This window comes from Celeribacter marinus (assembly GCF_001308265.1).
Classification (GTDB): domain Bacteria; phylum Pseudomonadota; class Alphaproteobacteria; order Rhodobacterales; family Rhodobacteraceae; genus Celeribacter; species Celeribacter marinus.
This window is the reverse complement of record NZ_CP012023.1, coordinates 2,226,537-2,249,334: the sequence shown is the minus strand read 5'-3', so window position 1 is coordinate 2,249,334 and position 22,798 is coordinate 2,226,537. Positions and strand designations below refer to the sequence as shown.

The following is a 22,798-nucleotide window of genomic DNA, read 5'->3' as shown; positions in this document are numbered from 1 at the left end:
TATGAGCGACGCGAAGAGGATGGGGGCGATTACGCCCCGATCCGGATCATGCGGTAGCTTGCGGGGGGCAGGGTCGCGCTCAGGCGACCATTGGTCACGGTGGCGTTTTTGCCATCTGTCGGAGCGACAGGTTCCCCATCGGGGCCGTTAACGGCCTTTAGGTCGAAGCCTTCGATGACCTTATCCATGATAATTTTGGACTGATCAAAACCACCAAGCGCCACATCCAATTCAATGGGTTCAGACAGGTTGCGGTTGACGAAAAAGAACGTCAGCGCGCCGTCATCCGCGGCCACTGCGGAGGCATCCAAGTATTTGATACCTTTCGCAAAGTCTGTATCAAAGGTTGGGCTGTCAATGCGGATGTCGAGAGATGTACCGCGACCATATTGTGAGCCGTAAAGGTAGGGGTAAAAGATCGTTTGTCGCCACGCGGGTCCGCCCTTGACCGTCATGATAGGGGCGATCACGTTGACCAATTGCGCAAGGCAGCCGATTTTCACGACATCTGCGCGACGAATAAACGAGTTGATGATCGATCCGACTTGGAGGACGTCCGCGAAGTCATAGGTGTCTTCGAGCAACGGCGGCGCAAACGGCCATCCTTCGTTGCCTTGCAAGATCGCTTTGTCCTGTTCGGCGGAATGATACCAGACGTTCCATTCGTCAAAGGAAATGTAGACATCATGGGACGAGCGTTTTTTGGTCTTCGTCTGTTTGATAACGGCGGCGATTGTGTCGATGTAATCGTCGAGTAAAACAGATTTCCCCAAGAAACTTTGAGGATTTGCATCGTGATCGTCGAAATACATATGCAAGGACACGTAGTCGACCGCATCGTACGTGTAGTCGAGAACGGTGGCCTCCCATTCAGGGTAGGTCGCCATTTTGGGCGAGGATGACCCGCACACCACCAATTCGATTGATTTGTCGGATGCGCGCATGGCTTTGGCGGTTTCAAATGCAATCCGGCCATATTCGGCAGCGGTTTTTTGACCGATTTGCCACGGGCCGTCCATTTCGTTGCCAAGGCACCAAAGTTTGACGTCCCATGGTGCGTCCCGCCCGTTTGCCTTGCGCAGATCGGACCAATAGGAGCCACCCGGATGGTTGACGTATTCAAGAAAGTTACGCGCCTCATCCAGACCACGTGAGCCGAGGTTAACCGCGAGCATCATTTCGGTGCCTGCCTTTTCCGCCCAATCCGCGAACTCATGGATGCCAACCTCATTGCTCTCGGAGGTGTGCCACGCCAGATCAAGGCGTACGGGGCGGTCCTCTTTTGGGCCGATACCATCTTCCCAATTGTAGGCAGACACAAAATTCCCGCCGGGGTAGCGCGTAATCGGCACATCGATTTCTTTCACAAGATCAATGACATCTTGGCGAAATCCATCAGCATCGGCTGTCGGGTGGTCAGGCTCGTAAATACCTGTGTAAACCGCACGTCCCAAATGTTCGACAAACGATCCGTATAGACGGGGGTCAATTTCCGCGACTGTATAATCGCGGTGAGCAGTCACCGTAGCACGCATAATATGCGTCTCGTCCCTATGTATCAGTATATCTGATTTATATCAGTTGATGTGATGGTAAGGGGTGATGTGTCGTTCGGTCAATGCTTTTTGCGGATACTGGCATATCAGTTTTTCGGATATAATTAAGTCCTTAGACTTAGAACAATATCTTCGTCGTAATTACCAAAACCACGACCAAAGATGTTCACGCCGCCGGGGTGATCGGCTGTGTCAGGAACCATAATACGGACCCGAATCGAGCGATGTTCATCAAGGTGAAGGTCATCAAGACCCACATTGGACAGGCGTGTCCCGTCGAGGAACGTGCCCTCTGGCGTGACGCGAAATGTCTTGAGGTGGCCATACTGGCTACCTTCCAATTTCCACCAGTCGGGCGTGTATTTTCCGCGTCTGTCACCGTAGTCTCCGGGCGCGGTCCATGCGCCAATAACCGTACCGTTGATGGCGATGGTGATGTCGGATGGCCAATTGTCCGATGTGCCCGGAACCTCTGATGATAGCTCCATTTGGACGTCGAGTTCGCGCACCGCTTTGCCAGCAATGCGGGCGTTGTTCGGGAACTGATACTCTAGGTATCCCTTTGTAAACCATATCAAACCTGACTTCATCCGGTCGGGCAAAAGGAATGTGTCCGGGCTATCGAGGAAGCCGATAATCCCTGTGTCTGAGCATAGCCCGCACGGGGCTGCGACCTCATATCCTGAATACAGGCCAACGGGCATCGCGACCTTGATGACATCGTCTTGCGGCTTGCTTGATCCCGCAAAAGACACCACGATTTCGTCGTGGACTGCGCGGCATATTTTCTGGCTGCCCTTGCGCGCTTTTTGGCTTTCGGTTTCGATCAATCCACAATCTTCAAGTTGATTGATATGGGTTGAGGCGCTCGATTGCGGTAAATCTAGCTCATCCGCAATGTCGTTGACGTTCATCGCGCCGCGTTCATGCAAAAGTGTGAGGATCGCGAGGCGCGCAGGGGCTGATAGAGCCTTGAGCACGGGGCCGCCGGTCTCCGGCGTGACCATCAAAAACCGCTTGTCCATGGCTGCCTCCCAAAGGGTTTATCATTGGTTCTTATGATGTGAGTATCAAGAAAGCGGATAGATATCTAGTCTCGCGCTGCGAAAAGCAGATTCATGTATGGCTTTGCACGTAGGAGACGCCGCTTCAGCGCCAAGAACAATACAAACCCAGTTGCTTTGGAGGCAAATGTTTGAGGGGCTCATATCAGCGCGGCGCGCGCGAGAGTGCGTCTTTGAGGGAGAGGGGCGCCGAGGTTTTGTTGCGCAAATCGAGAGAGGTCACCAGATCGAGCAGGTGGTTCTTCATCAACTCCTCGGCCCGCGCGCCATCGTGATTGGCAAGGGCGGCGATCAAAGCGTCATGCGCATGGCTTTCGCACATGGCCGCGCGCCGCTGCCAATACAGTGCAATGATGAGCGACGAGCGCGATATCAATTGAGTGATGAACGCGGCAATCGTGGCTTGGTCGGCGATCCGCGCGATTTCGATGTGAAATTGTCCCGACAGATATAGGGCGTGGCCGTGCTGACCTGCATGAAGTGCCGTATGTTCGGCGTCGATATGCGCCTGTAGTTTGATGATATCGTCGGGGGTTGCACGCTGTGCGGCGGAGTAGGCCGTGCGCGGCTCCAACAGGGCGCGGGCCTCAAACACCTCGCGGGCGTCTTGGACGGTTGGTTGTGCGACAAAAGCCCCGCGATTGCGTTTGTGTTCGATCAGCCGCTGATGTGAGAGCGATTGGAATGCGGCGCGCACCGTGGTGCGGCTGACCCCGTAAATCTCTGCGATGTCATCCTCACCAAGTTTGGTTCCGGGGGCGAGTTGGTGCTCGTGGATGGCCAGTTCGAGTTTTTCAAACAGCTGGTCTGCGGTGGGTGGCGCGGTGAGTGGTTCGGTCATGTTTTATCCTCTGTCTCGATAGTGGAATCACGCACGGCATAGTTCAAGCAAGATCGGGCAGGATGCCTTGTCGGCAAGATTGTATACAATAATGTGCGCAAATATGAGGACAGTCGTGCTGCGGCTGCACAAAAATGCGTCATTGGCCGTTTTTGGGACCTAAATGCATCACAAATGCTGGTCGATTGGGGGCGGCGTGGCGTGAACATAAGGAGCAACACAACACACAGCGCTGAGCGTGATGGAGCGGATATGAGCACCGGATATGATCTTGAATTGATCAATATGACCAAGAGATACGGCGAAACCCTCGCGGTTGACCGTATCAATTATCAATTCAAAGCAGGTAGTTACGTGTGCCTTTTGGGTCCGTCCGGTTGTGGCAAGTCGTCGACGCTGCGTATGATTGCAGGACACGAAAGCCTGTCTGACGGCTCCGTGGTTCTGGACGGGTTCGACGTGTCGCACCTGCCGCCTGCCAAACGCGGCACGGCGATGATGTTCCAAAACTACGCGCTGTTTCCACACCTCACTGTGCGCGACAACGTGGCCTTCTCGCTGCGGATGAAAGGCATGGACAAGATCGCGCGCCATGCCAAGGCCAATGCGCTATTGGAACTCGTCGATATGACTGCGCTGGCCGATCGTTTGCCTGCGCAACTGTCGGGGGGACAACAACAACGGGTCGCATTGGCGCGTGCGCTCATCACCGAGCCAAAGGTTTTGTTACTCGACGAGCCGCTCTCCGCGCTTGATCCGTTTTTACGGGTACGGATGCGCGCCGAGTTGAAGAAGCTGCAACGCGCCCTTGGCATTACCTTTATCCACGTCACCCATGGTCAGGACGAGGCACTCGCACTTGGCGATACGTTGGTGGTGATGAACAACGCGGTGATTGAGCAGGCCGGACCTGCGCGCGATGTGTGGAGTGCACCAAAGACCGAATTTGTGGCCCGCTTTATGGGCGGTCACAATGTCATCACGCTGGACGGCGGCAAGGTCGCGCTGCGGGCGGATGACGTGAAAGTGGGGGCCAAAGGACTGCCTGCCACCGTCACAACCGTTGAATATCAAGGTGGCCATGTCGCGCTGAACGCGCGGATGCAATCGGGCGATGAGGTGCTTGCCCTCGTGCCTGAAGCCACATTTTTCAAGTCACCAAAAAACCCCGGCGATGCGGTCAAGCTCGCATGGGACGAGGGGCGGCTGCACCGCCTCCTAGGCTAAATCAATCCCCTCAAAGCAACCAACAAAGGACGATCCAATGTCGAAAATGCGTTATAGCCGTCGTGCTGTTTTGAAAGGTGGCGCCGCTGCTGCCACTGCATCCCTCCTGCCTGCGCCCATGGTGTGGGCGCAAGAAATCAAAGATATCAAATTGCGTCAGTTTGGCACGGGCGTGTCCAACCTCAACGATGTGGCCAATAAGGTGAAAGAAGACCTTGGGTTCACCCTTGAAATGACCGCGCTTGACTCCGATAGCGTGACACAGCGCGCAGCGACACAGCCCGACAGTTTCGACATTGCCGATATCGAATACTGGATCTGTAAAAAGGTCTGGCCCACGGGCAACCTTCAGGCGATGGATACCTCCAAAATCGCCAACTACGACAAGATCGTTGGCACGTTCCGTTCTGGAAAATTGACCCCTGAAAGCGTGATTGCACAGGGCACGGCACCGCACACCGTGGGCTTCACCGATGGTCCGGGTGGCACGACATTCGCCGAGGGCGAAACAGGTTGGATGACCTTGATCCCGACGATTTACAACGCGGATACGCTGGGCATCCGTCCCGACTTGATCGGCCGCCCGATTGAGAGCTGGACCGAGCTGTTGAACCCTGAGTTCAAGGGCAAGGCGTCGATCCTCGATATTTCGTCCATCGGCATCATGGATATGGCGATGGTCTGTGAGGCCATGGGCGAAATCCAATACGGCGATAAGGGCAACATGACCCAAGAGGAGATCAACAAAACATTCGCGATCTTCACAGAAGCCAAGAAAAACGGCCAGTTCCGCGCGTTCTGGAAATCGTTCGACGAGTCCGTCAACCTGATGGCGTCTGGCGAAGTGGTGATTCAGTCCATGTGGTCACCCGCGATTACAGCCGTCAAATCACGCGGCATTCCATGCGTGTATCAACCGCTTAAAGAGGGCTACCGCTCATGGGGTGGCGGCTTGGGCCTGTCTGCGAACCTCTCGGGAATGGAGCTGGACGCGGCATATGAATACATCAACTGGTATTTGTCTGGTTGGGTCGGCGGCTACCTGATGCGTCAGGGCTATTATTCGGCTGTGCCCGAAACCTCCAAAGAGTTCATGTCTGAGAATGAATGGGGCTACTGGTTCGAGGGCAAGGCAGCCACGGGCGACATCACATCGCCCACGGGTGACGTGTTGGCCACGGCGGGCGATTTGCGTGACGGTGGGTCGTTCACTGACCGCATGGGCTCTGTCGCATGCTGGAACTCCGTCATGGACGAAAACCAGTACATGGTCCGCAAATGGAATGAATTCATCGCGGCGTGATGATCTCGAAACGGGGGTGTGCCCCTCCACTGTGCGGGCTTTGCGGCCCGCACAGACTTTCTACCCCCTGATACATAACTAAAACGCGCACTGCGCGCGATGTGAGGCAGCATGGCCAGAGGCAGACAATTGATTGCGTATCTACAGGCTGCGCCGCTTATGGTGGTGTTGCTTGCCTTTCTTGTGGCTCCGATCGGAATGATCGTTGTGGTCAGCTTTTGGGGGGCGACCGAGTTTTCGATCTATCCCGCATTCCAGTTCGACAACTATGCGTTCTTGTTCGGCTCTCCAGTCACCTACAAGGTGTTTCTGGCCACGTTCAAATACGCGATAATTACATGGGTGTTCACCCTCGCAATCGGCTTCACCGTTGCCTATTTCTTGGCGTTTCATGTGCGGTCGCAAACCATGCAGATCGCCCTGTTTTTGCTGTGCACCATTCCGTTTTGGACGTCGAATATCATCCGGATGATTTCATGGATTCCGTTTTTGGGGCGCAACGGGATTGCCAACCAGACACTCATTTCGTGGGGCGTGATAGATGCGCCGCTTGACTGGTTGCTCTATTCCGATTTCGCGGTGATCCTCGCGTTTGTCCACCTTTACACGCTGTTCATGGTGGTGCCAATTTTCAACACGATGATGCGGATCGACCGCAGTCTGATTGAGGCGGCCTATGACAATGGCGCCACCGGATTGCAAACACTGTGGCACGTCATTGTTCCGCTCACCAAACCCGGGATCATGATCGGGACGATATTTGTCGTCACCTTGGTGATGGGCGATTTCATCACCGTGCGGTTCATGTCGGGCAGTCAAAAAGCCAATGTCGGACGCTTGATTTCAAACGATATTTCATTGCTTCAATACCCGTCTGCGGCGGCTACGGCGGTGGTGTTGTTGTGCACTGTTTTGATCGTCATTGGCGTGTTGCTGCGCTTCGTCAATATTCGCAAGGAGTTATAACATGGACCGCCGTCCTCGTTCGTTTTACGTCCTCTCCGGCTTCTTTGGCCTGTTCTTGTTGTTCCTCTACGGGCCTACACTGACCATCGGCATCCTGTCGTTCCAAGGCGAGACGGGTGGTCTGACCTTTCCTATGCGCGGCACATCACTCAATTGGTTTCGCGAACTGTTCGAGCAACAGGCCGTGGGCGATATTTGGGGGTCTTTTCGCCGCTCTTTGGCGTTGGGCCTTATGGTGATGGTCACCACGGTGGTGGTGTCAGTCTCTGCGGGGCTGGCGTTTCGCAAACGCTTTGCAGGCTCGGCTGTGCTGTTCTATCTGGCAATTACTTCGTTGGTTATTCCCTCAATCCTCGTGTCCTTAGGGGTGGGTCTGATTTTCAATCAATTGGGGTTCAAAATCCATTGGGCGACATCGGGATTTGGCAGCCAGTTGACATGGACCCTGCCGTTTGGATTGCTGATCATGTTCGCGGTCTTCAACCGCTTTGATAAATCGTTCGAGGAAGCCGCCCGCGACCAAGGGGCAAGTGCTGTGCAAACTCTACGCCATGTGGTGTTGCCCATTATTGCGCCCTCGCTGATCGGGGTGGCCTTGTTCGGGTTCACGCTGTCGTATGACGAGTTTGCGCGCACGCTGTTGACCGCCGGTAGCTACAACACTCTGCCGCTCGAAATATTCGGGATGACGACCAATGTGACCACGCCCGTGATTTATGCGCTGGGCACGTTCACCACGCTGTTTTCTTTGGGCATCATCGGCGCGTTTCTCATTATCGTCTGGGCCATGGGCAAACGTCGATCGCGCGGTGGTTCGGATGCGGGAAAGGCCATGTGATGCATCTGGTTTATATCAACCCCAACGCGACACAGGCAATGACGGACGGGGTGGTGGCCGTGGCCCGCGCCGCGGTGCCCCATGCCAACGTAACGGGTCTGACGAACACCGATGGCCCGCCCGCCATAGAGGGGCCACAAGACGGCGCTGCGGCACTGGAGGGTGTGTTGCGCCTTGTCGCGACCGCACAGTCCATCGGCGCGGACGCCATCATCATCGCCTGTTTTGACGACACGGGTCTGGCCCAAGCGCGCGCTGTCGCAACGTGTCCTGTGCTGGGCATAGGGCAGGCGGCCTATACGGTCGCGGCCCTCTCTGGGGGGCGGTTTTCGGTTGTCACATCCCTGCCGGTTTCGGTGCCGGTGATTGCGGGCAATATTGATGCGGCGGGGATGTCGGATCACTGCCTAGAGGTGCGCGCCAGCGGTCTGGCCGTGCTTGATATCGACGCGGGCAGCGAGGCCACGCGGGTGCAGTTGGCTGATGAAATTCGTTCGGCTCAGGCGCAGGGGTGTCGCTCGGTCGTGCTTGGCTGTGCGGGCATGGCTCCCCTGCACGCCGATCTGAGCGCGCGCACGCAGGTGCCGTTGATCGACGGTGTTGCCGCCTCCGCACATCTGGCCGTGGCGGCCATTGCCACCATAGCGCCGAAATCCGGATGACACCGGCGCATTGAGTAGGCCGCCGCTGCTGCGCGCTGTGCAGCCATGAAAAAAGCGGGCGTCGATACCGATGCCCGCTTTTGATTTCATCGGTGTGGCGCGGGATTACTCCGTGCCGCGTGCCAAAGCTGCCACGCCTGTACGGGCCGTTTCCAACAGGCCAAGAGGACGCATGAGATCGGCGAAGGCGTCGATCTTTTCCGACTGACCTGTCATCTCGAACACAAAGCTGGTCAATGTGCTATCGACCACATTGGCACGAAAAATCTCCGCAAGGCGCAAGGCCTCAATGCGGTTGTTGCCTGTGCCTTCGACTTTGAACAGCGCCAGCTCACGTTCAATGGAGGGACCATCGACCGTCAGGTCATTGACCTGATGCACAGGCACAATCCGGCCGAGCTGTGCCTTGATCTGTTCAATGACATCACGCGTGCCAGTGGTCACGATGGTGATGCGCGACAGATGCGTGTCATGGTTCACCTCGGCCACGGTCAGGCTTTCGATGTTGTAGCCACGACCCGAAAACAGACCGATCACGCGCGCCAGAACGCCGCTTTCGTTATCGACAAGCACCGCGAGCGTGTGTTTCTCGATGATTTCCGCGTGGTAATCACGTAGATCATAGGCGGAGTGGCTGCTTGAGCCTTCTTTGATTTGTAGGGCAGACATGTGTTCTCTCCTTACACCAAAACCGCGCCATCGGACTTGATCGCACCATCGGTGGACGCTTCGCCGAGCAGCATTTCATTGTGGGGTTTGCCCGATGGGATCATCGGGAAACAGTTCTCGTGCTTTTCAACCAAACAATCAAAGATCACCGGACCATCGTAGTTGATCATTTCCATAATTGCGTCATCGAGATCTTTGGGATCGGAACAACGAATGCCCTTCGCGCCAAAGGCCTCTGCGAGTTTCACAAAGTCTGGCAGACTTTCGGACCACGAGGAGCTATAGCGCTCGCCATGCAACAATTGCTGCCACTGGCGCACCATGCCGAGGCGTTCGTTGTTGAGGATAAACTGTTTGACGGGGGCGCCGTATTGCATCGCCGTACCCATCTCTTGCATGTTCATCAGCCAACTGGCCTCACCCGCGACATTGACCACAAGCGCGTCAGGATGCGCCATTTGCACGCCGATTGACGCCGGAAAGCCGTAGCCCATCGTGCCAAGACCACCCGAGGTCATCCAGCGGTTCGGATCCTCAAAGCCAAGGAACTGCGCCGCCCACATCTGGTGCTGGCCCACTTCGGTGGTGATGTAGCGGTCCATGCCTTTGGTTAGTGCTTCAAACCGTTCAAGCGCGTATTGCGGTTTGATCACCGTGTCCGAGTTTTTGTAGGTCAGGCATTTGACGTCCCGCCACTCTTGGATCTGCTTGGACCATGCGCTGATATCAGCGGTCTTGCGGCCACGTGATTTCCAGACTTTGAGAATATCCTCAAGGACATGTGCCACGTCGCCGATGACGGGCTTTTCAACGCGGATCACCTTGTTGATGGATGACGGGTCAATGTCGATGTGGATTTTCTTTGAGTTGGGCGAAAAGTCCTGAATCCGGCCGGTGATGCGGTCGTCAAAGCGTGCGCCGATGTTGATCATAAGATCACATCCGTGCATCGCCATGTTGGCCTCATACAGACCGTGCATCCCGAGCATACCAAGCCAATGCTTCCCAGAGGCGGGGTAGGAGCCAAGGCCCATCAATGTGGACGTGATCGGAAATCCTGTGGCCTCAACCAATTCGCGCAACAGCTGCGATGCGGCCGGGCCGGAGTTGATCACGCCGCCACCTGTGTAGAACACGGGGCGCTCTGCCTTTTCGATCATCGCCACAACGTCCGTGATATCCTCAATCGAGGCTTTCATCACGGGTTGGTAATGGCTCACTTTGGCTTTCGATGGCGGGACATACGTCCCTTCGGCAAACTGCACATCCTTTGGCAGGTCAACCAACACAGGGCCCGGACGGCCGGAGGTGGCGACATGGAATGCCTGATGGAGCGTCTCCGCGAGTTTTTCGGTGTCTTTGACGAGCCAGTTGTGTTTGGTGCACGGGCGGGTGATGCCAACGGTATCGGCCTCTTGGAACCCGTCAGTGCCGATCATGAATGTCGGAACCTGACCCGAGAGAACAACAATCGGAATACTGTCGAGCAGCGCATCTGTCAGACCCGTGACGGCATTTGTAGCCCCGGGGCCAGAGGTGACAAGGGCCACACCGGGTTTGCCTGTCGAGCGCGCGTAGCCTTCGGCGGCATGAACGGCTGCTTGCTCATGGCGCACGAGGACGTGGTTGATATCGGTTTGCTGAAAAATAGCATCGTAGATCGGTAGAACAGCCCCACCAGGGTAGCCGAATATCGTATCGACGCCTTGGTCTTTCAGGGCTTGGACGATCATTTGAGCGCCGGTCATCTGACGTGTCATCTCATTTTCCTCTTACGCGTCTCGTGTCATGGTCATGGGCAGTAGATGGTCGTTTAGCAATAAAAAAGCCCCCGATTTCGGGGGCGCATGGGAACCGATAGGGTCAACCTCTCTTCAGAGGCCCATGCGCGGATATCCCACTCGTACGACAAGAATGCCAAGCATGGCGTTCGCTCCTTTACTGCGTTGCCAGAACTTAGGGCTGACACAAAGGGGCGTCAACCGCAAAATTGCGACTTAAAATACATAAAGTATCCAATGTGGACTGTATTTTGAAATTAAGTTACAAAATTAGGGGGCGTTGCCGATCTTTTCAAAAACATGATGGCCCCATGATGACCTATAGACCGGCAATTATTGGCCCGCCGCTGTGTCGTGTGCCGCGCGGATATAGCCAAAGCCGAGGTCACAAAACTTTCGAATAGCTGAAACACTGCGTTTAGAAACCTGCGCGATGGTGTGACAGATCGCGCACGGTTCTGGCGTTTGGGTCTGGCGCGGCCGTGATGGACGCGGGACGCCTGCGAGCGAAAATCACGGTGCGGGCAGCTTTGCATGGGGCCTCTATGTCACGAAGGGCAACTCCGATGTCTATGACAACGTCGATGCCTGTCGCGTTTTTTTAGGCCGTGCCACGTGGCGGGCGTTCGTTTTCGATGGTGAAAATCATCCCGTCAAGCAGCTCTTCCAATTCAGGGCGCGCCGAGGGGCCGTTGGAGATCGAGATGAGCAACAGGCTGCCATCAGGGCGGACCACAAACACGCCTGGTTCGGCAAAGCGGCGATCGGTTTCTGCCGCAGTCAACGGCTCCGAGACATAGACGCCAAGGGCGGCCATATGTGCCTCAGAGAGATCATAGCCTAAATCAAACTGCCAATCGAACGCATCACGGTCTGCTTGGGCTTTGTCGAGCGGATCGGCCGAGACGACAGCAATGTCAAATCCGGCGTCATACCATTTGTCGCGCATCTCATTGAGAATTTTGAGATATTTCTTGCAGCGTCCGCAATGTTTGCCGCGGTAGACGACGAGCAAGGACCAGTTGTCACGCATCCCTCCAAGGGTGACGGTGCCTCCGCCGACTTTTGGCAACGTAATGGCGTCGAGGTGATCACCGGCGATTGGTTTTGGTGTTGGCATGTGCGTGTCCCTTTTTTGATGTGAGGCACGCTAACGTGACGCGCATAGGGGGGCAACGGCAAATGGTGCACATGTCAGTCTCGCCAAAGGCGCATATTGTGTGATGTTTCTTTAGGATTTGTCGGGGCGGGCCATTGTGTTGCGCGGCGCGCCGCATTAACATTGCCCCTATGAAAACAGTGCCAAAACCAAACACCGATGACGCCCTTATTCAGGAATTTTTGAACAAAGGCGGCAAGGTCAGTGTCGGAAAAACCAAACCCCTGCCGGCCGAATTGGGCCTGAGCAAGAACGTTTGGAACAACAAGCTGACCAAAGAAGAGAAAGCAGCACGCGATAAGAAGTGATCGCGTGCGCTGGCGTTAAAACCGTCCTGTGCCTTGCAAAACCCCGTGCTCCATCGCGTAGCGGGTTAGGCCTGCGGTCGATGAAATACCTAGCTTGCGTTTGATGTTTTTGCGGTGGGTTTCCACCGTGCGCACCGATATATCGAGTGCTTCGGCAACATCGCGGTTTGAGTGCCCCTGTGCCAACTCCAATAGAATTGTTTGTTCGCGTCCCGTTAGCGCCTCACGGCCATCGCGGGTTTTTGGGCTCATTGCGGCTTGTGCACCGTTACACAAATACCGCTCGCCACGCATCACCGTATCAATCGCGTCTTTTACGTCATCTGTCGGTACGTCTTTGAGCACGTAACCCATAGCGCCGTGACTCAGTGCGGCTGAGATGTATTCGGGGCTGTCGTGCATCGACAGGATCAGGATGCGGGTCTCAGGGGCGCGTTCCAGTATGATTTCGGTCGCTGTCAGCCCGCCCATGTGCGGCATGTTCAGATCGAGCAAAATGACGTCTGGGCACAGAGCGGCCAGTTGGTCCACCGCCTCTTGGCCGTTGGTGAGACAGTCCACCACGTCAAGGTCGTCAAATGTCTCGAGCAAGGCACGAATGCCCTCGGCCACCATCGGGTGATCGTCCACAATCAATACGCGTGTGATGGGTTTGGTCATGGGGCTGCCTTTTTGGGAGGGTCGGTGCGATTGGCGGAGGCGGGGGGGAGCATGTGTTTGAGTGGGACGGTAGCATCAAGACAAGTGCCAGGATTGCGGTGGCTGATTGTAAATGTGCCGTCAAGTTGTTCCATGCGTTCCGCCATATTGCGCAGACCCAATCCATGCCCGCGCAGATCGGCAATCCCGCGCCCGTTGTCCATAATGTGCATGGACGCACCGGTGCGGTGGCCCGACAGGTGCACTTTGACTTCGGTGGCGTCCGCGTGGCGCTCGATATTGGTGAGGGCCTCTTGGGCAATGCGAAACAGCGCGATTTTGGCCTCTTCGTCCAAACGGTTGCGAAACACCACGGTTTCAAGCTCGGTGGAGATTCCTGTGCGTTTTTGGAACTCTTCGGTTAGCGCCTGAAGGGCAGGGCCGAGGCCAAGATCATCCAAAATGCCAGGGCGCAAGTCGCGCGAAATACGGCGCACTTCGGAAATGGCCCCGCCGAGCATATCCACGCCCTTATCAAGACTTTCAGGCGCGCGGTCGTCACCTGTTTTTAAACGACGTCGCGCGAGATCAAGCGCGTAGCGCACCCCGACAAGCATTTGCGAAATACCGTCATGAAGTTCGCGCGCCACACGCCCGCGCTCTTCCTCTTGGGTGTCGAAAATGCGTTGTGTCAGCTCTTTGAGTTTGGCATCGGCAAGGCGGCGTTCGCGGATGGTGATGCTCACGCCCGACATGAACACCAACAACACGGCAGCCAAAGCAATCGCACCAATGTACAAGAATGTGCGGTGGACGCGGTATTCTACCTGCGCGCGTGTGGTGGCCACAGAGTTGAGCACGTCATCTAAAAACACGCCCGTGCCAATCGCCCATTGCCAGTCTTGTAGGCCAACAACGTACGACACCATTTGGGCCTCTTCGCCAGTCGAGGGTTTGGGCCACAGGTATTCATGGTAGCCGCCACCCTGACGGGCCAACTCGATCAGCCGGTCCACCACGGGGGTGCCGGCACTATCGGACAGGCCGGCCCAGTTTCGGGTGATGAGATCGGTTTGGCGCGGTGCCACTAGGTTGGTGCCATCATAGTCGTAAACGAAAAAGTACCCTTCGGTGCCGTAGGTCATAGCTGCGAGGCGCTGTGTCACGATCCGCTTGGCGGTCTCGTCATCGGGGGGGGCAGGATTATAGGTGTCCGACACCGAGGCGCGCGCAAGTTGTACGTAGTTGCGCAACTCGTCTTGTTTGGCGGAAATAAGCTGTGCTTCGAGATCGGCAATCTCGCGCTCGGCCATTGCGCGCGACTGATGCGCCACCAAAAACGCAATCGCCGCCACAGCCAACAACAGCGGCACGGTGGCGAGCAAAAACAGTTTTTGCGCGTAGCTGATCGGCCGTTTGATCGGCGCGCTAAGGCGAGGCAATAGGCGTTTCATCCGTGTGGGGGCGTCCTTGCGGGTCTGGATCGTCGCTCGAATCACAAGATAAAGACCGCGGCGGGCGCGTCAATCGCGGCTTTGGCACCTAAATGGGGCGTCCATTGTCTTTTTATGCGGCCTAATCGGGTGAGTTTGTAGGCTGGGCCGAAAAATAAACCCGCTCTGCGTAGTCTTGGGTATTTATCCCAACCACATCGCTCGTTAACGTCCCGACACGAGCCGGTCCTTGATCTGCGCGTATGGGAGGAGCTTTGCGTTTTCAATATGGGTCGTTTCGCAATCGAAACGGCGCGAAAACGGTTTCCCCAAATGCGCGCGAATTAGGGTCCAAATACTGGCCATAGACCACTCTGGGAGGATTTATCTCTATGGATCGCCGTTCATTTTTGAAAACTACAGCACTTGGTGGCGCGTCTGCTGCCGCAGCATCGACACTTGCGGCCCCTGCATTCGCGCAGGGCAAACGCACATTGACCATGGTTACGACTTGGCCACGCGGCCTTGCGGGCGTTTGGGATAGCGTTGAGCGTTTCGCAACATCCGTGACCGAGATGACCGATGGCGCATTGACCATCGAACCCAAAGCAGCGGGCGAACTCGTTGGCGGCCTCGAAGTATTTGACGCCGTGACTGCCGGTCAGGCCGACATGTACCACGGTGCGGATTATTACTTCACCGGTCAGCACCCTGCGATGGCCTATTTCACAACCGTGCCGTTCGGCATGACTGCGCCTGAAATGATGGTGTGGTACTACGGTATGGGCGGCATGCAGCTGCACCACAACCTTGGTGAAATCTTTGGCCTTAAATCCTTCATCGCGGGCCAGACTGGCGCTCAAGGTGGCGGTTGGTTCCGCAAGGAAATGATGTCCCCTGCCGACTTCCAAGGTCTCAAGTTCCGTATGCCGGGTCTTGGTGGCGAAGCGCTGTCCAAATTGGGCGCGTCTGTTCAGACCATCGCCGGCGGCGAAATCTATCAGGCTCTGTCCTCTGGCGCGCTTGACGGCACCGAGTGGATTGGCCCGTGGTCCGATGAGAAACTCGGCCTTCAGGAAGTCTGCGACTACTACTACCCTGCCGGTTTCCACGAGCCAGGTGCAGCACTTTCCGTGGCGACCAACCTCGAAGTGTTCGAAGGACTCACACCCGCGCAGCAAAAAGCAATCGAAGTTGCCGCCGGTGATGCGCATCAGCACAACTACTCCTTGTTCATGGCCAACAACGGTCCGGCTTTGCAGCGCTTGATCTCTGGCGGCACGCAGGTCAAAGAATTCTCGAGCGAAATTTGGGACGCGTATGGCGCGGCCTCCAAAGAGGTTCTTGACGGCTACATGGATGACGAGCTGTTTGCAGAAATCCGCACCTCCGCCGAGGCCGCAATGGCGTCTACATCCGGTTGGGCCGCACGCTCCGACAGCGCATACACCGCACAGCGCGACCGCGTATTGGCAAACCTGAAATAAGGCGCGCCCTGTTTCAAAGATAAAGAGATGCGCGCGGGAGTCTGCGCGCATCTCGGCGTCAAAATATAACATTCAGATCACGCCAAAAGCGATTGAACAAACACCGTTTTCGCCCTGTAGATGTGCCGTATTTATGGACGCGTCTGTATGGCCAAAACGGTTTGGGAAGGGGACACCTCAGACATGGAAGAGCAAGCAACACGTGGCTTTTTCGAACTCGTATTCGACGGCATATTGGCGTTGTTCGTCAATTTGGGTCTTGGGTTCTGGCATATACTACAGGCCATTTTGAACCCGTCGGCATGGCTCGATTGGTCGAACAAAGAAAGCCTTTTACGCTTTGTGTACTACGGCGGCTCAAACGAGCTTTTGTTTGTGTTCCTCGATCTGGTGATCGTGCTAACGGTCATCGGCTTTTTCCACCGTCCGCTCTTGTGGGCATTGGTGCGCGGCCTCGAAAAGATCAACAATACCGTGGGACGTGTGGCGGCATGGGCGGGTTTGCTCATGGTCTTGCAACAGATCATGGTCGTGTTTTTGCAATCCATCTTTCGTCTTGGTGAGATTAACATCGCGCCGTTTGGCACGGGCTTTACCCAATCCGTTGGCTGGTTCTCCGAGAGCCTCAAATTCGAGAACGCCCTCGTGGTGTCGCTATGCGTCTCCTACGCATTTATCCAAGGCAGCCATGTGCGCGTCGACCTTGTGTATGCAGGTGTGAGCCACCGTGTGAAGCGCATGATCGACATGTTCGGTGCATTGTTCTTTATGTTGCCCGTGGCGATGCTGACATGGATGTATGCGTGGTTTTTCCTGTGGCGTCACCTGATCACGCCCAAAGTCTCGGCCTCTGACGCGCTTGACCGGATGCTGATGAAATCGCGGATCGTGAAATGGAACGTCGAAACCGTATCGTTTTCGGCCAACGGCTTTAACGGTTATTTCCTCTTTAAAATCCTGATCCTCGCGTTTTTGACCTTGGTGATTTTACAAGCGATCGCCTTTTTCTATCGCTCCTATCTGGAGATGATCGAAGGCGAGGAAAGTGCGGGTAAATACCTCGACAAAGATACACTTGGCGCAGGCGAAGAAGCCTTTGAGGGGACGCATTGATTATGGCCAACTGTCCGACCACACCGATACTGGCGGTTTGCGCCGCTCACCTAGCCACACACGACCACGCGATCCCTGACCTCGCGGCGAAGGAATAGACACATGATTTTTGGACTTGATGGCGTAGAAATCGGCCTCATCATCGTATTCCTCTGCCTGTTCAGCGGAATTCTCACCGGCTTTCCCGTGGCGTTTGCCATTGGTGGCGCGGGTCTTTTGTCCTTTGGGATCATCGCGGCATTGGACGGGGCGGGTATTCTCGTCCACCAAGCCATTGATACAGGATCGCAAGCCTATCGTGATCTGGTGAGCAGTGGCGTGAATCCCGTCAATATCTCGCACTTCAGGTTCCCTGATCTGCCCCTTTATGCCGAACCGTTGTTTCCAAACGGGTGGGAACAGGCGGTTGACCGCAATCTGTCCTTTATCGTCAACCGGATGAACGAGCGTGTGTTTGCAGGGGCCTCGATCGAGACGCTCTTGGCCGTGTTGATGTTTGTAATGATGGGGATCGTGCTTGAGCGTTCCAAGATCGCGAACGACCTTTTGACCACAATGGCGCGGGTGTTTGGTCCGTTGCCCGGTGGTTTGGCCGTGTCGGTTGTTATCGTTGGGGCTTTCCTTGCGGCGTCCACAGGCATCGTGGGCGCGACCGTTGTCACCATGGGTCTGTTGTCCTTGCCCACTATGTTGCGCCACAACTATTCGCCCGAACTGGCGACGGGTGTGATTGCGGCTTCCGGCACCTTGGGCCAGATCATTCCGCCGTCCATTGTGATTGTTTTGCTCGGCACGCTTGCGGGCGATCTGTATTCCGCGGCACAAGAGGCGCGGGCGCAATCGGTGGGTTGTTCTGACGCGCTCACATACCTTGGCGAGCCTGCGGTGGTATCCGTTGGCACCTTGTTCCAAGCGGCGATGTTGCCGGGGATCATGCTTGCCTTCCTCTATGCCGCCTACGCGTTCACCTATGCGATGTTCAACCCACACAAAGCGCCCCCTGTGCATCTTGAGCACACGTCGCACGATGTGATCCCGCGCCGTGATGGCCTATTGTGGTTCCTCGCGGTGCCTGTGTTGATCATCGGTGGCGTTATCATGGCGGCACAAACCGGTCTGTCCGGCTCGCAATCCATCCACGTGAACCAGTTCACCGACAGCGGGGCCACAGCCTCCTTGCGCACCAATGTCTCCGAGACTTGCGAAGCGGCAATGATCGAGTTGCACGGCGATGAGGCATGGGCCACGGCAGTAGCCGAGCAAGCGGCGATTGAGGCCTCTGGCGGTGCAAAACTCTCCGTCGAGCGGACGGCCGAGGAAATCGAAACACTGACACGTGAGGCGGTTAAGACCGCGCCGAAACTTGGCACAGGTCTTTTGGTCATCATGGCGCTGCTGGGCCTTGTGTTGTCGTTGGGTCGCGGTGTCGCCCCGATGGGGGATCCCAAAAAGCTGTTGGTCGGTGTTCTGGGGGTCTTGGGCGTTTTGATCATCGATGCGCTGTTTGTTGGCCCGTTGATGAGCCATGGCACGTCCTTTGTTTTGTATGCGATCCCGTTCGCGGCGATTGCCTATGGAATGAAACAGGCAGCGATCAACCTGAGCAAAAACGAATTGTTCCGTGTGGTGTTCCCGCCGTTGGTGCTCATCGTTGCGGTGCTTGGGTCCATCCTTGGGGGTGTGACCAACCCGACACCTGCGGCGGGTCTCGGGGCCGGTGGTGCGCTCTTGCTTGCGGCGTACCGCAAACTCGCGGACCAACACAAAATGAGCAAAATCATCCTTGGTGGAGCCTTCTCCATTATCGTGATGATCCTCGTTGGCTCCAACTTTGATTTGCGGATGGGACGCGGCGATGTGCCGTTTGAGGATTGGGTGGCCTATTTTGTTGCTCTGGGTGCCTATTACTTTGCCATGTTCGGTATTCTCTACGCCTGTTACGTGCTGCTCAAAGACGGCACTCTGGGCATTGTGGTGCGCGAAACGGCGAAAGTGACCTCGATGGTGTTTACCATCCTGATCGGCTCGCAATTGCTCAACCTTGTGGTCATCTCCTTTGGCGGCGAGCACTATATTCAAAGCTTCCTGCGCTCGTTCGACAACGAGTTCACGGTGTTCTTGATCGTGATGGCGGTGCTCTTTGTGCTCGGTTTTGTGCTCGATTTCTTGGAGATCATCTACATCGTGGTGCCGATCGTTGGCCCCGTGATTTACGGCGGCACGATGGACCCTAAATGGGTGACGATCATGATCGCTGTGAACCTTCAGACCTCGTTCCTCACACCGCCGTTTGGCTTTGCGCTGTTCTATCTGCGCGGTGTCGCCCCCAAGGAAGTCACCACCGGCCACATCTATCGCGGCATCATCCCGTTTGTGTTGATCCAAGTGGTGGGTATCGGGACGCTGTGGATGTTCCCGTCTATTGTGACGATCGTGCCCAATCTGATCGGTCACTAACACCGGCAGGGTCCGCGCCACGAGAACACCTTAAAAACGGCCCCGCCTAAATCGCGGGGCCGTTTCTTTTTGACTTGATTTTATATCTGACAAAAACAATAAGAAAAGAGCGCGTGTTGAAATCGCGCCCAATCGCACACTAGTTTATGAGGGTCTTATGTCATTTCAACACAGCCTGTCCTTAGGGGCCGCCACGGTCGGCGCGTTCGATGCGCTCCCCGCCGAAGACCGCTTTCTCGTCTCGCTGTTTCGCGGCGAACCTGAAGTGCGGCGTGACGGCGACATTGCCCATGTCTCAGGGCAGTTGTTAAGCCTGTTTCACTCACACGGACGACGTCCGTTGTTGTCGCATTCTAAATCGTGCAATTGCGTGGGGGCGGATGAGGCGGTGTTTGTGCAATTCGTGCGCCTTGCCGCAGACGGTCAGCGCGAAGATGCGACACTTATGGCGCTCTTGATGATCCGCGCACAGGTCGCCCCGATTGCGGTGTCACTGGCGGAACAATTGGGGCTTTTGGTGCGGATGTTGGCGCGGGTCGATGCCTTGGCCGTGCCGTACCATTGAGCGCGTTCAGTCCTCGGTAGGCGAGATGGACGGGCGGGCCGTAAATGTCTCTGGTAGTTTGATTTGCGCCACTTGGCTCGCAATCGGCTCGTTCTCGAGCGGGTGCAACTCGGCGACATAATCGGACTCGGGGGCGAGTGGCTCCCACTCGCCATTGCGGTAGACTTCCAGGCCGGAAAAGCGCGCTTTGTACCCCATCTTTGCCGAGCCAGGCACCCAGTATCCTAAATAGACATAGGGGAATCCGGCCTCGCGGGCGATGTCGATATGGTCGAGAATAATGTAGGTGCCTATGCTATCTTTGACAAAATCGGGATTATAGAAAGAATAGACCATCGACACGCCATCATCGAGCAGGTCGGTTAAACAGGTCGCCACCAATTCACGCGGCTGCCCGCCTTGTGACGGGGTATAGTATTCGATGATACGCGTACGGATCGGCGTTTCCTCGATCATCGCGGCGAATTCGAACACATCCATATCGGCCATCCCGCCATCGGCGTGGCGCGTTTCCAGATAGGTACGAAACAGATCGAACTGGGCCTCGGTGGCCCATGGTGCGGTGGAGGCACGTTTGAGATACGCGTTTTTGTTGCTGACACGGCGTTGGCTTTTGGAGGGTTTGAAATCCGCCACACGAATACGCGCCGACATACAGGCGGCACAATCCACACAGGTCGGGCGATACAGCACGTTTTGCGACCGACGAAACCCCTGTTTGGACAGCGCATCGTTGAGCTTTTCAGCGGTGTCACCTTGCAATGCGGTGAACAATTTGCGCTCCATCCGCCCGTCCAGATATGGACAGGGTTGCGGCGCCGTCACGTAGAATTGCGGGGCTAGAGGCAAGGAATGACGCATGAACGAACGAGTATCTGTGACCCAAAAACCAAGGAAAACGGTGTATTACGCCAAGACTATCCAAAATCGCGTGCTACGCCAAGCCCTACGGTAGGTCAAATCCAACTGACTAAAACCGTGAGGGGCGGTTGATCGCTGCGGTGCCGAGGATGAGATCGGTCAATCCTTGTTTGCGCGCCGTGGTCAGCATCAAAATGACAGAGGCAACTTGGACGATGAACATCAATCCCCATGCGGTAAACATCAACGTGTGCAAGAGGGCATAGCCAAGATCAAAGCGCTCGCCCTTTGACGTGCGAAACTCGATCCCCATGAGGCGCATCCCCAATGTGGCCGACCCGTTGGCGATGGTGACGACACGGTAGGCAAAACTCACCACCGCAACGATAAACGGGAAAAAGAAGATACCGGTAAATGCGGTAAGCGGAACAACAAGCGCGGATAGAACGACAATGATGATCAAGTCGACCACAAACGCCAATAGACGCTTGGTCGGGACGCTGTCGTAAAAGCCTGCTTGGCTCACAGGGTCGGGGAGGCCCCAAATGTCTTGGTCAATATGGCTCATCGGCTATGTCTCACTTTCTCACGCTCGAAGTGGGTGTTTTACCCGTGTTTGTCAATTGGCCGCCCGCACAGCGTCACGGATGACACGGTACGGGCGGCGCGACTATGGTGTCGTTATACGTCTTCTTTGTTGGTCGCTTCGACATCGGTTTCAGTCTGTGCCTTGGTCGTGCGGTCATCCATGAACTGGTCGAATTCGGCTTTGTCCTTGGCGGCGCGTAGACGGTCGAGGAAGGCTTCAAAGCTGCCTTGTTCCTCTTCGAGGCGGCGCAGGGTTTCGGCCTTGTAGGCGTCAAACGCGGAATTTCCGGACGATTTCATGGCGTAGCCCGCGTGACGGCGGAAGTTGTGGTGGTTGGATCGTTTTGAACAGCTGGACATTTTTTTACCCCAAATCATATAGGCGAGAAGTGCGAGGCCAACGGGCCAGACAAAGATAAATCCCATGACCGTGGCCGCGATCCAGGCACCTTTGCCTTTGTCGTCGAGCCACATTTCGCAACGGCGCAAAAAGCCGGGACGCGCGTCAAGGGCAGTGTGTGAGGATGCGGTATAGGTCATCGTGGTTCTTTCTCTTTCGGTGTGATGTTAAAGTTAATGTCTTTCACATTACCGATATGGGTGGAGTGTGTGTGACCTACAAGCCTTTATGTAAATGTTTTTTACATTTACTTTTTATATTATTTTATTTGAGTATCTTAGAGTGAAAAATTTTATGATATTTCGTATCTGGCCGCGAGGAATTTCACCCGCTAGGCCGTAAAATCCGCCTGTTTTGCGCCCGAAATACGCAATAAATCCGCCGGTCGGATTGCAAATATATGGCGCGGGGTGCCGGCAGCGGCCCAAATCGTATCAAAATCATCAAGGCGCGGATCAAAATAGGAGTGCGGCGGGCTTAGATGTCCAACGGGGGAGACGCCACCAATCGCAAAACCTGTCACCGCGCGCACTGTTTTACCGTCCGCGCGCCCCAATGGCTCGCCTGTGAGGTGTGCCGCTTTGTCCGCGTCGACCATATTGCCGCCGGCGGTGACGAACAGATACACCGTGCCGCTATCCGTGCCTTGAAAGATGATCGATTTTGCAATCTGGTCAAGCAGGCACCCCGCCTGTTCAGCGGCCTGTGCGGCAGTGCGCGTCTCGCCATCCATTTCCAGTATGTCACAGGGGAGTGCAGCCTCACTCAGAGCTTGGGTCACACGTTTGAGGCTTTTGGACATGGGGCAATTCCTTTTGGGCGTAATTTGTCATTCGATTTGATCTTGCACAAGGGCGCGCCACACCGTTTGTTGAGGGCCA

General features: G+C 55.8%; 22 protein-coding genes. 10 read left to right on the top strand and 12 right to left on the bottom strand.

The genetic code is table 11. The features are described from left to right. Positions 1-29 precede the first annotated feature (29 nt). The 3 genes from arfA to IMCC12053_RS11245 all read right to left on the bottom strand — a co-directional run bounded on the left by arfA (position 30) and on the right by IMCC12053_RS11245 (position 3,461). On the bottom strand, positions 30-1,535 hold the full coding sequence (gene arfA / locus IMCC12053_RS11255) for an arabinosylfuranosidase ArfA (protein WP_062219114.1): 1,506 nt from the start codon (positions 1,533-1,535) through the stop codon (positions 30-32). Positions 1,536-1,660: 125 nt separating this feature from the next. Beyond that, positions 1,661-2,581 (bottom strand): ArsR/SmtB family transcription factor, encoded by a 921-nt coding sequence (locus IMCC12053_RS11250; protein ID WP_062219112.1) that lies wholly within the window; start codon positions 2,579-2,581, stop codon positions 1,661-1,663. A gap of 184 nt (positions 2,582-2,765) precedes the next feature. Further along, complete coding sequence (locus IMCC12053_RS11245; RefSeq protein WP_062219110.1) at positions 2,766-3,461, bottom strand: GntR family transcriptional regulator; 696 nt, start codon at positions 3,459-3,461, stop codon at positions 2,766-2,768. A 252-nt stretch (positions 3,462-3,713) separates the two neighbouring features. Between IMCC12053_RS11245 and IMCC12053_RS11240 the strand changes: the two genes are divergently transcribed. From IMCC12053_RS11240 to IMCC12053_RS11220, 5 genes are all read left to right on the top strand, one after another. Next, a complete protein-coding gene (locus tag IMCC12053_RS11240; RefSeq protein WP_062219108.1) occupies positions 3,714-4,688 on the top strand; it encodes an ABC transporter ATP-binding protein in 975 nt (324 codons plus the stop codon). Positions 4,689-4,725: 37 nt separating this feature from the next. Then, positions 4,726-5,991 (top strand): ABC transporter substrate-binding protein, encoded by a 1,266-nt coding sequence (locus tag IMCC12053_RS11235; protein WP_062219106.1) that lies wholly within the window; start codon positions 4,726-4,728, stop codon positions 5,989-5,991. Positions 5,992-6,102: 111 nt separating this feature from the next. After that, a complete protein-coding gene (locus IMCC12053_RS11230; RefSeq protein ID WP_062219104.1) occupies positions 6,103-6,957 on the top strand; it encodes an ABC transporter permease in 855 nt (284 codons plus the stop codon). A 1-nt stretch (position 6,958) separates the two neighbouring features. Beyond that, positions 6,959-7,795, top strand: coding sequence for an ABC transporter permease (locus tag IMCC12053_RS11225; RefSeq protein ID WP_062219102.1), 837 nt, complete (start codon positions 6,959-6,961; stop codon positions 7,793-7,795). Beyond that, entirely contained in the window at positions 7,795-8,457 is a 663-nt protein-coding gene (locus IMCC12053_RS11220; protein WP_062219100.1) for an aspartate/glutamate racemase family protein, read from the top strand. Before IMCC12053_RS11225 ends, IMCC12053_RS11220 begins: the two co-directional genes overlap by 1 nt. A 105-nt stretch (positions 8,458-8,562) precedes the next feature. Here the strand turns inward: IMCC12053_RS11220 and ilvN are convergent, their stop codons facing one another. The 3 genes from ilvN to IMCC12053_RS11205 form a co-directional block, all read right to left on the bottom strand. Further along, the gene (gene ilvN / locus IMCC12053_RS11215) at positions 8,563-9,126 is read right to left on the bottom strand and encodes an acetolactate synthase small subunit (RefSeq protein ID WP_062219098.1); all 564 of its coding nucleotides are present in this window, start codon (positions 9,124-9,126) and stop codon (positions 8,563-8,565) included. Between the two features lie 11 nt (positions 9,127-9,137). After that, positions 9,138-10,886, bottom strand: coding sequence for an acetolactate synthase 3 large subunit (locus IMCC12053_RS11210; protein ID WP_062219096.1), 1,749 nt, complete (start codon positions 10,884-10,886; stop codon positions 9,138-9,140). A gap of 622 nt (positions 10,887-11,508) precedes the next feature. Beyond that, entirely contained in the window at positions 11,509-12,027 is a 519-nt protein-coding gene (locus IMCC12053_RS11205; protein ID WP_062219094.1) for a redoxin domain-containing protein, read from the bottom strand. Positions 12,028-12,197: 170 nt separating this feature from the next. Here IMCC12053_RS11205 and IMCC12053_RS15960 point away from each other — a divergent pair, with 170 nt between their 5' ends. Beyond that, positions 12,198-12,374 carry a hypothetical protein gene (locus IMCC12053_RS15960; protein ID WP_062219092.1) on the top strand — a complete coding sequence of 59 codons (177 nt, stop codon included), beginning with the start codon at positions 12,198-12,200 and terminating at the stop codon, positions 12,372-12,374. Positions 12,375-12,389: 15 nt separating this feature from the next. Here IMCC12053_RS15960 and IMCC12053_RS11195 read toward each other — a convergent pair whose 3' ends face one another. Together IMCC12053_RS11195 and IMCC12053_RS11190 are read right to left on the bottom strand one after the other, a co-directional pair. Next, positions 12,390-13,034, bottom strand: a complete 645-nt coding sequence (locus IMCC12053_RS11195; protein WP_062219090.1) for a response regulator transcription factor — start codon at positions 13,032-13,034, stop codon at positions 12,390-12,392. Beyond that, complete coding sequence (locus IMCC12053_RS11190; protein WP_062219088.1) at positions 13,031-14,467, bottom strand: cache domain-containing protein; 1,437 nt, start codon at positions 14,465-14,467, stop codon at positions 13,031-13,033. The genes IMCC12053_RS11195 and IMCC12053_RS11190 overlap by 4 nt, the downstream gene beginning before the upstream one ends. A gap of 371 nt (positions 14,468-14,838) precedes the next feature. Here IMCC12053_RS11190 and IMCC12053_RS11185 point away from each other — a divergent pair, with 371 nt between their 5' ends. The 4 genes from IMCC12053_RS11185 to IMCC12053_RS11170 all read left to right on the top strand — a co-directional run bounded on the left by IMCC12053_RS11185 (position 14,839) and on the right by IMCC12053_RS11170 (position 20,068). Next, entirely contained in the window at positions 14,839-15,933 is a 1,095-nt protein-coding gene (locus IMCC12053_RS11185) for a TRAP transporter substrate-binding protein (protein ID WP_062219086.1), read from the top strand. 183 nt (positions 15,934-16,116) lie between these two features. Further along, positions 16,117-17,046 (top strand): TRAP transporter small permease subunit, encoded by a 930-nt coding sequence (locus IMCC12053_RS11180; protein WP_062221234.1) that lies wholly within the window; start codon positions 16,117-16,119, stop codon positions 17,044-17,046. A gap of 102 nt (positions 17,047-17,148) precedes the next feature. Further along, positions 17,149-19,503, top strand: a complete 2,355-nt coding sequence (locus IMCC12053_RS11175) for a TRAP transporter large permease (protein ID WP_062219084.1) — start codon at positions 17,149-17,151, stop codon at positions 19,501-19,503. Between the two features lie 157 nt (positions 19,504-19,660). Further along, positions 19,661-20,068: a hypothetical protein gene (locus IMCC12053_RS11170; protein ID WP_062219082.1), complete on the top strand. Its 408-nt coding sequence runs from the start codon at positions 19,661-19,663 to the stop codon at positions 20,066-20,068. Positions 20,069-20,074: 6 nt separating this feature from the next. Here the strand turns inward: IMCC12053_RS11170 and IMCC12053_RS11165 are convergent, their stop codons facing one another. The 4 genes from IMCC12053_RS11165 to IMCC12053_RS11150 form a co-directional block, all read right to left on the bottom strand. Continuing rightward, on the bottom strand, positions 20,075-20,929 hold the full coding sequence (locus tag IMCC12053_RS11165; protein WP_062219080.1) for an arginyltransferase: 855 nt from the start codon (positions 20,927-20,929) through the stop codon (positions 20,075-20,077). A gap of 109 nt (positions 20,930-21,038) precedes the next feature. After that, positions 21,039-21,497: an RDD family protein gene (locus tag IMCC12053_RS11160; RefSeq protein ID WP_062219079.1), complete on the bottom strand. Its 459-nt coding sequence runs from the start codon at positions 21,495-21,497 to the stop codon at positions 21,039-21,041. Between the two features lie 113 nt (positions 21,498-21,610). Then, entirely contained in the window at positions 21,611-22,057 is a 447-nt protein-coding gene (locus tag IMCC12053_RS11155) for a DUF2852 domain-containing protein (RefSeq protein ID WP_062219078.1), read from the bottom strand. A 191-nt stretch (positions 22,058-22,248) separates the two neighbouring features. Continuing rightward, positions 22,249-22,719 (bottom strand): YbaK/EbsC family protein, encoded by a 471-nt coding sequence (locus tag IMCC12053_RS11150; RefSeq protein ID WP_062219077.1) that lies wholly within the window; start codon positions 22,717-22,719, stop codon positions 22,249-22,251. Positions 22,720-22,798: the final 79 nt, after the last annotated feature.

What these genes read in the sequence shown, in the direction of transcription:
- arfA (WP_062219114.1), bottom strand. Translation starts at nt 1,535, where the DNA reads ATGCGTGCTACGGTGACTGCTCACCGCGATTATACAGTCGCGGAAATT.
- IMCC12053_RS11250 (WP_062219112.1), bottom strand. Translation starts at nt 2,581, where the DNA reads ATGGACAAGCGGTTTTTGATGGTCACGCCGGAGACCGGCGGCCCCGTG.
- IMCC12053_RS11245 (WP_062219110.1), bottom strand. Translation starts at nt 3,461, where the DNA reads ATGACCGAACCACTCACCGCGCCACCCACCGCAGACCAGCTGTTTGAA.
- IMCC12053_RS11240 (WP_062219108.1), top strand. Translation starts at nt 3,714, where the DNA reads ATGAGCACCGGATATGATCTTGAATTGATCAATATGACCAAGAGATAC.
- IMCC12053_RS11235 (WP_062219106.1), top strand. Translation starts at nt 4,726, where the DNA reads ATGTCGAAAATGCGTTATAGCCGTCGTGCTGTTTTGAAAGGTGGCGCC.
- IMCC12053_RS11230 (WP_062219104.1), top strand. Translation starts at nt 6,103, where the DNA reads ATGGCCAGAGGCAGACAATTGATTGCGTATCTACAGGCTGCGCCGCTT.
- IMCC12053_RS11225 (WP_062219102.1), top strand. Translation starts at nt 6,959, where the DNA reads ATGGACCGCCGTCCTCGTTCGTTTTACGTCCTCTCCGGCTTCTTTGGC.
- IMCC12053_RS11220 (WP_062219100.1), top strand. Translation starts at nt 7,795, where the DNA reads ATGCATCTGGTTTATATCAACCCCAACGCGACACAGGCAATGACGGAC.
- ilvN (WP_062219098.1), bottom strand. Translation starts at nt 9,126, where the DNA reads ATGTCTGCCCTACAAATCAAAGAAGGCTCAAGCAGCCACTCCGCCTAT.
- IMCC12053_RS11210 (WP_062219096.1), bottom strand. Translation starts at nt 10,886, where the DNA reads ATGACACGTCAGATGACCGGCGCTCAAATGATCGTCCAAGCCCTGAAA.
- IMCC12053_RS11205 (WP_062219094.1), bottom strand. Translation starts at nt 12,027, where the DNA reads ATGCCAACACCAAAACCAATCGCCGGTGATCACCTCGACGCCATTACG.
- IMCC12053_RS15960 (WP_062219092.1), top strand. Translation starts at nt 12,198, where the DNA reads ATGAAAACAGTGCCAAAACCAAACACCGATGACGCCCTTATTCAGGAA.
- IMCC12053_RS11195 (WP_062219090.1), bottom strand. Translation starts at nt 13,034, where the DNA reads ATGACCAAACCCATCACACGCGTATTGATTGTGGACGATCACCCGATG.
- IMCC12053_RS11190 (WP_062219088.1), bottom strand. Translation starts at nt 14,467, where the DNA reads ATGAAACGCCTATTGCCTCGCCTTAGCGCGCCGATCAAACGGCCGATC.
- IMCC12053_RS11185 (WP_062219086.1), top strand. Translation starts at nt 14,839, where the DNA reads ATGGATCGCCGTTCATTTTTGAAAACTACAGCACTTGGTGGCGCGTCT.
- IMCC12053_RS11180 (WP_062221234.1), top strand. Translation starts at nt 16,117, where the DNA reads ATGGAAGAGCAAGCAACACGTGGCTTTTTCGAACTCGTATTCGACGGC.
- IMCC12053_RS11175 (WP_062219084.1), top strand. Translation starts at nt 17,149, where the DNA reads ATGATTTTTGGACTTGATGGCGTAGAAATCGGCCTCATCATCGTATTC.
- IMCC12053_RS11170 (WP_062219082.1), top strand. Translation starts at nt 19,661, where the DNA reads ATGTCATTTCAACACAGCCTGTCCTTAGGGGCCGCCACGGTCGGCGCG.
- IMCC12053_RS11165 (WP_062219080.1), bottom strand. Translation starts at nt 20,929, where the DNA reads ATGCGTCATTCCTTGCCTCTAGCCCCGCAATTCTACGTGACGGCGCCG.
- IMCC12053_RS11160 (WP_062219079.1), bottom strand. Translation starts at nt 21,497, where the DNA reads ATGAGCCATATTGACCAAGACATTTGGGGCCTCCCCGACCCTGTGAGC.
- IMCC12053_RS11155 (WP_062219078.1), bottom strand. Translation starts at nt 22,057, where the DNA reads ATGACCTATACCGCATCCTCACACACTGCCCTTGACGCGCGTCCCGGC.
- IMCC12053_RS11150 (WP_062219077.1), bottom strand. Translation starts at nt 22,719, where the DNA reads ATGTCCAAAAGCCTCAAACGTGTGACCCAAGCTCTGAGTGAGGCTGCA.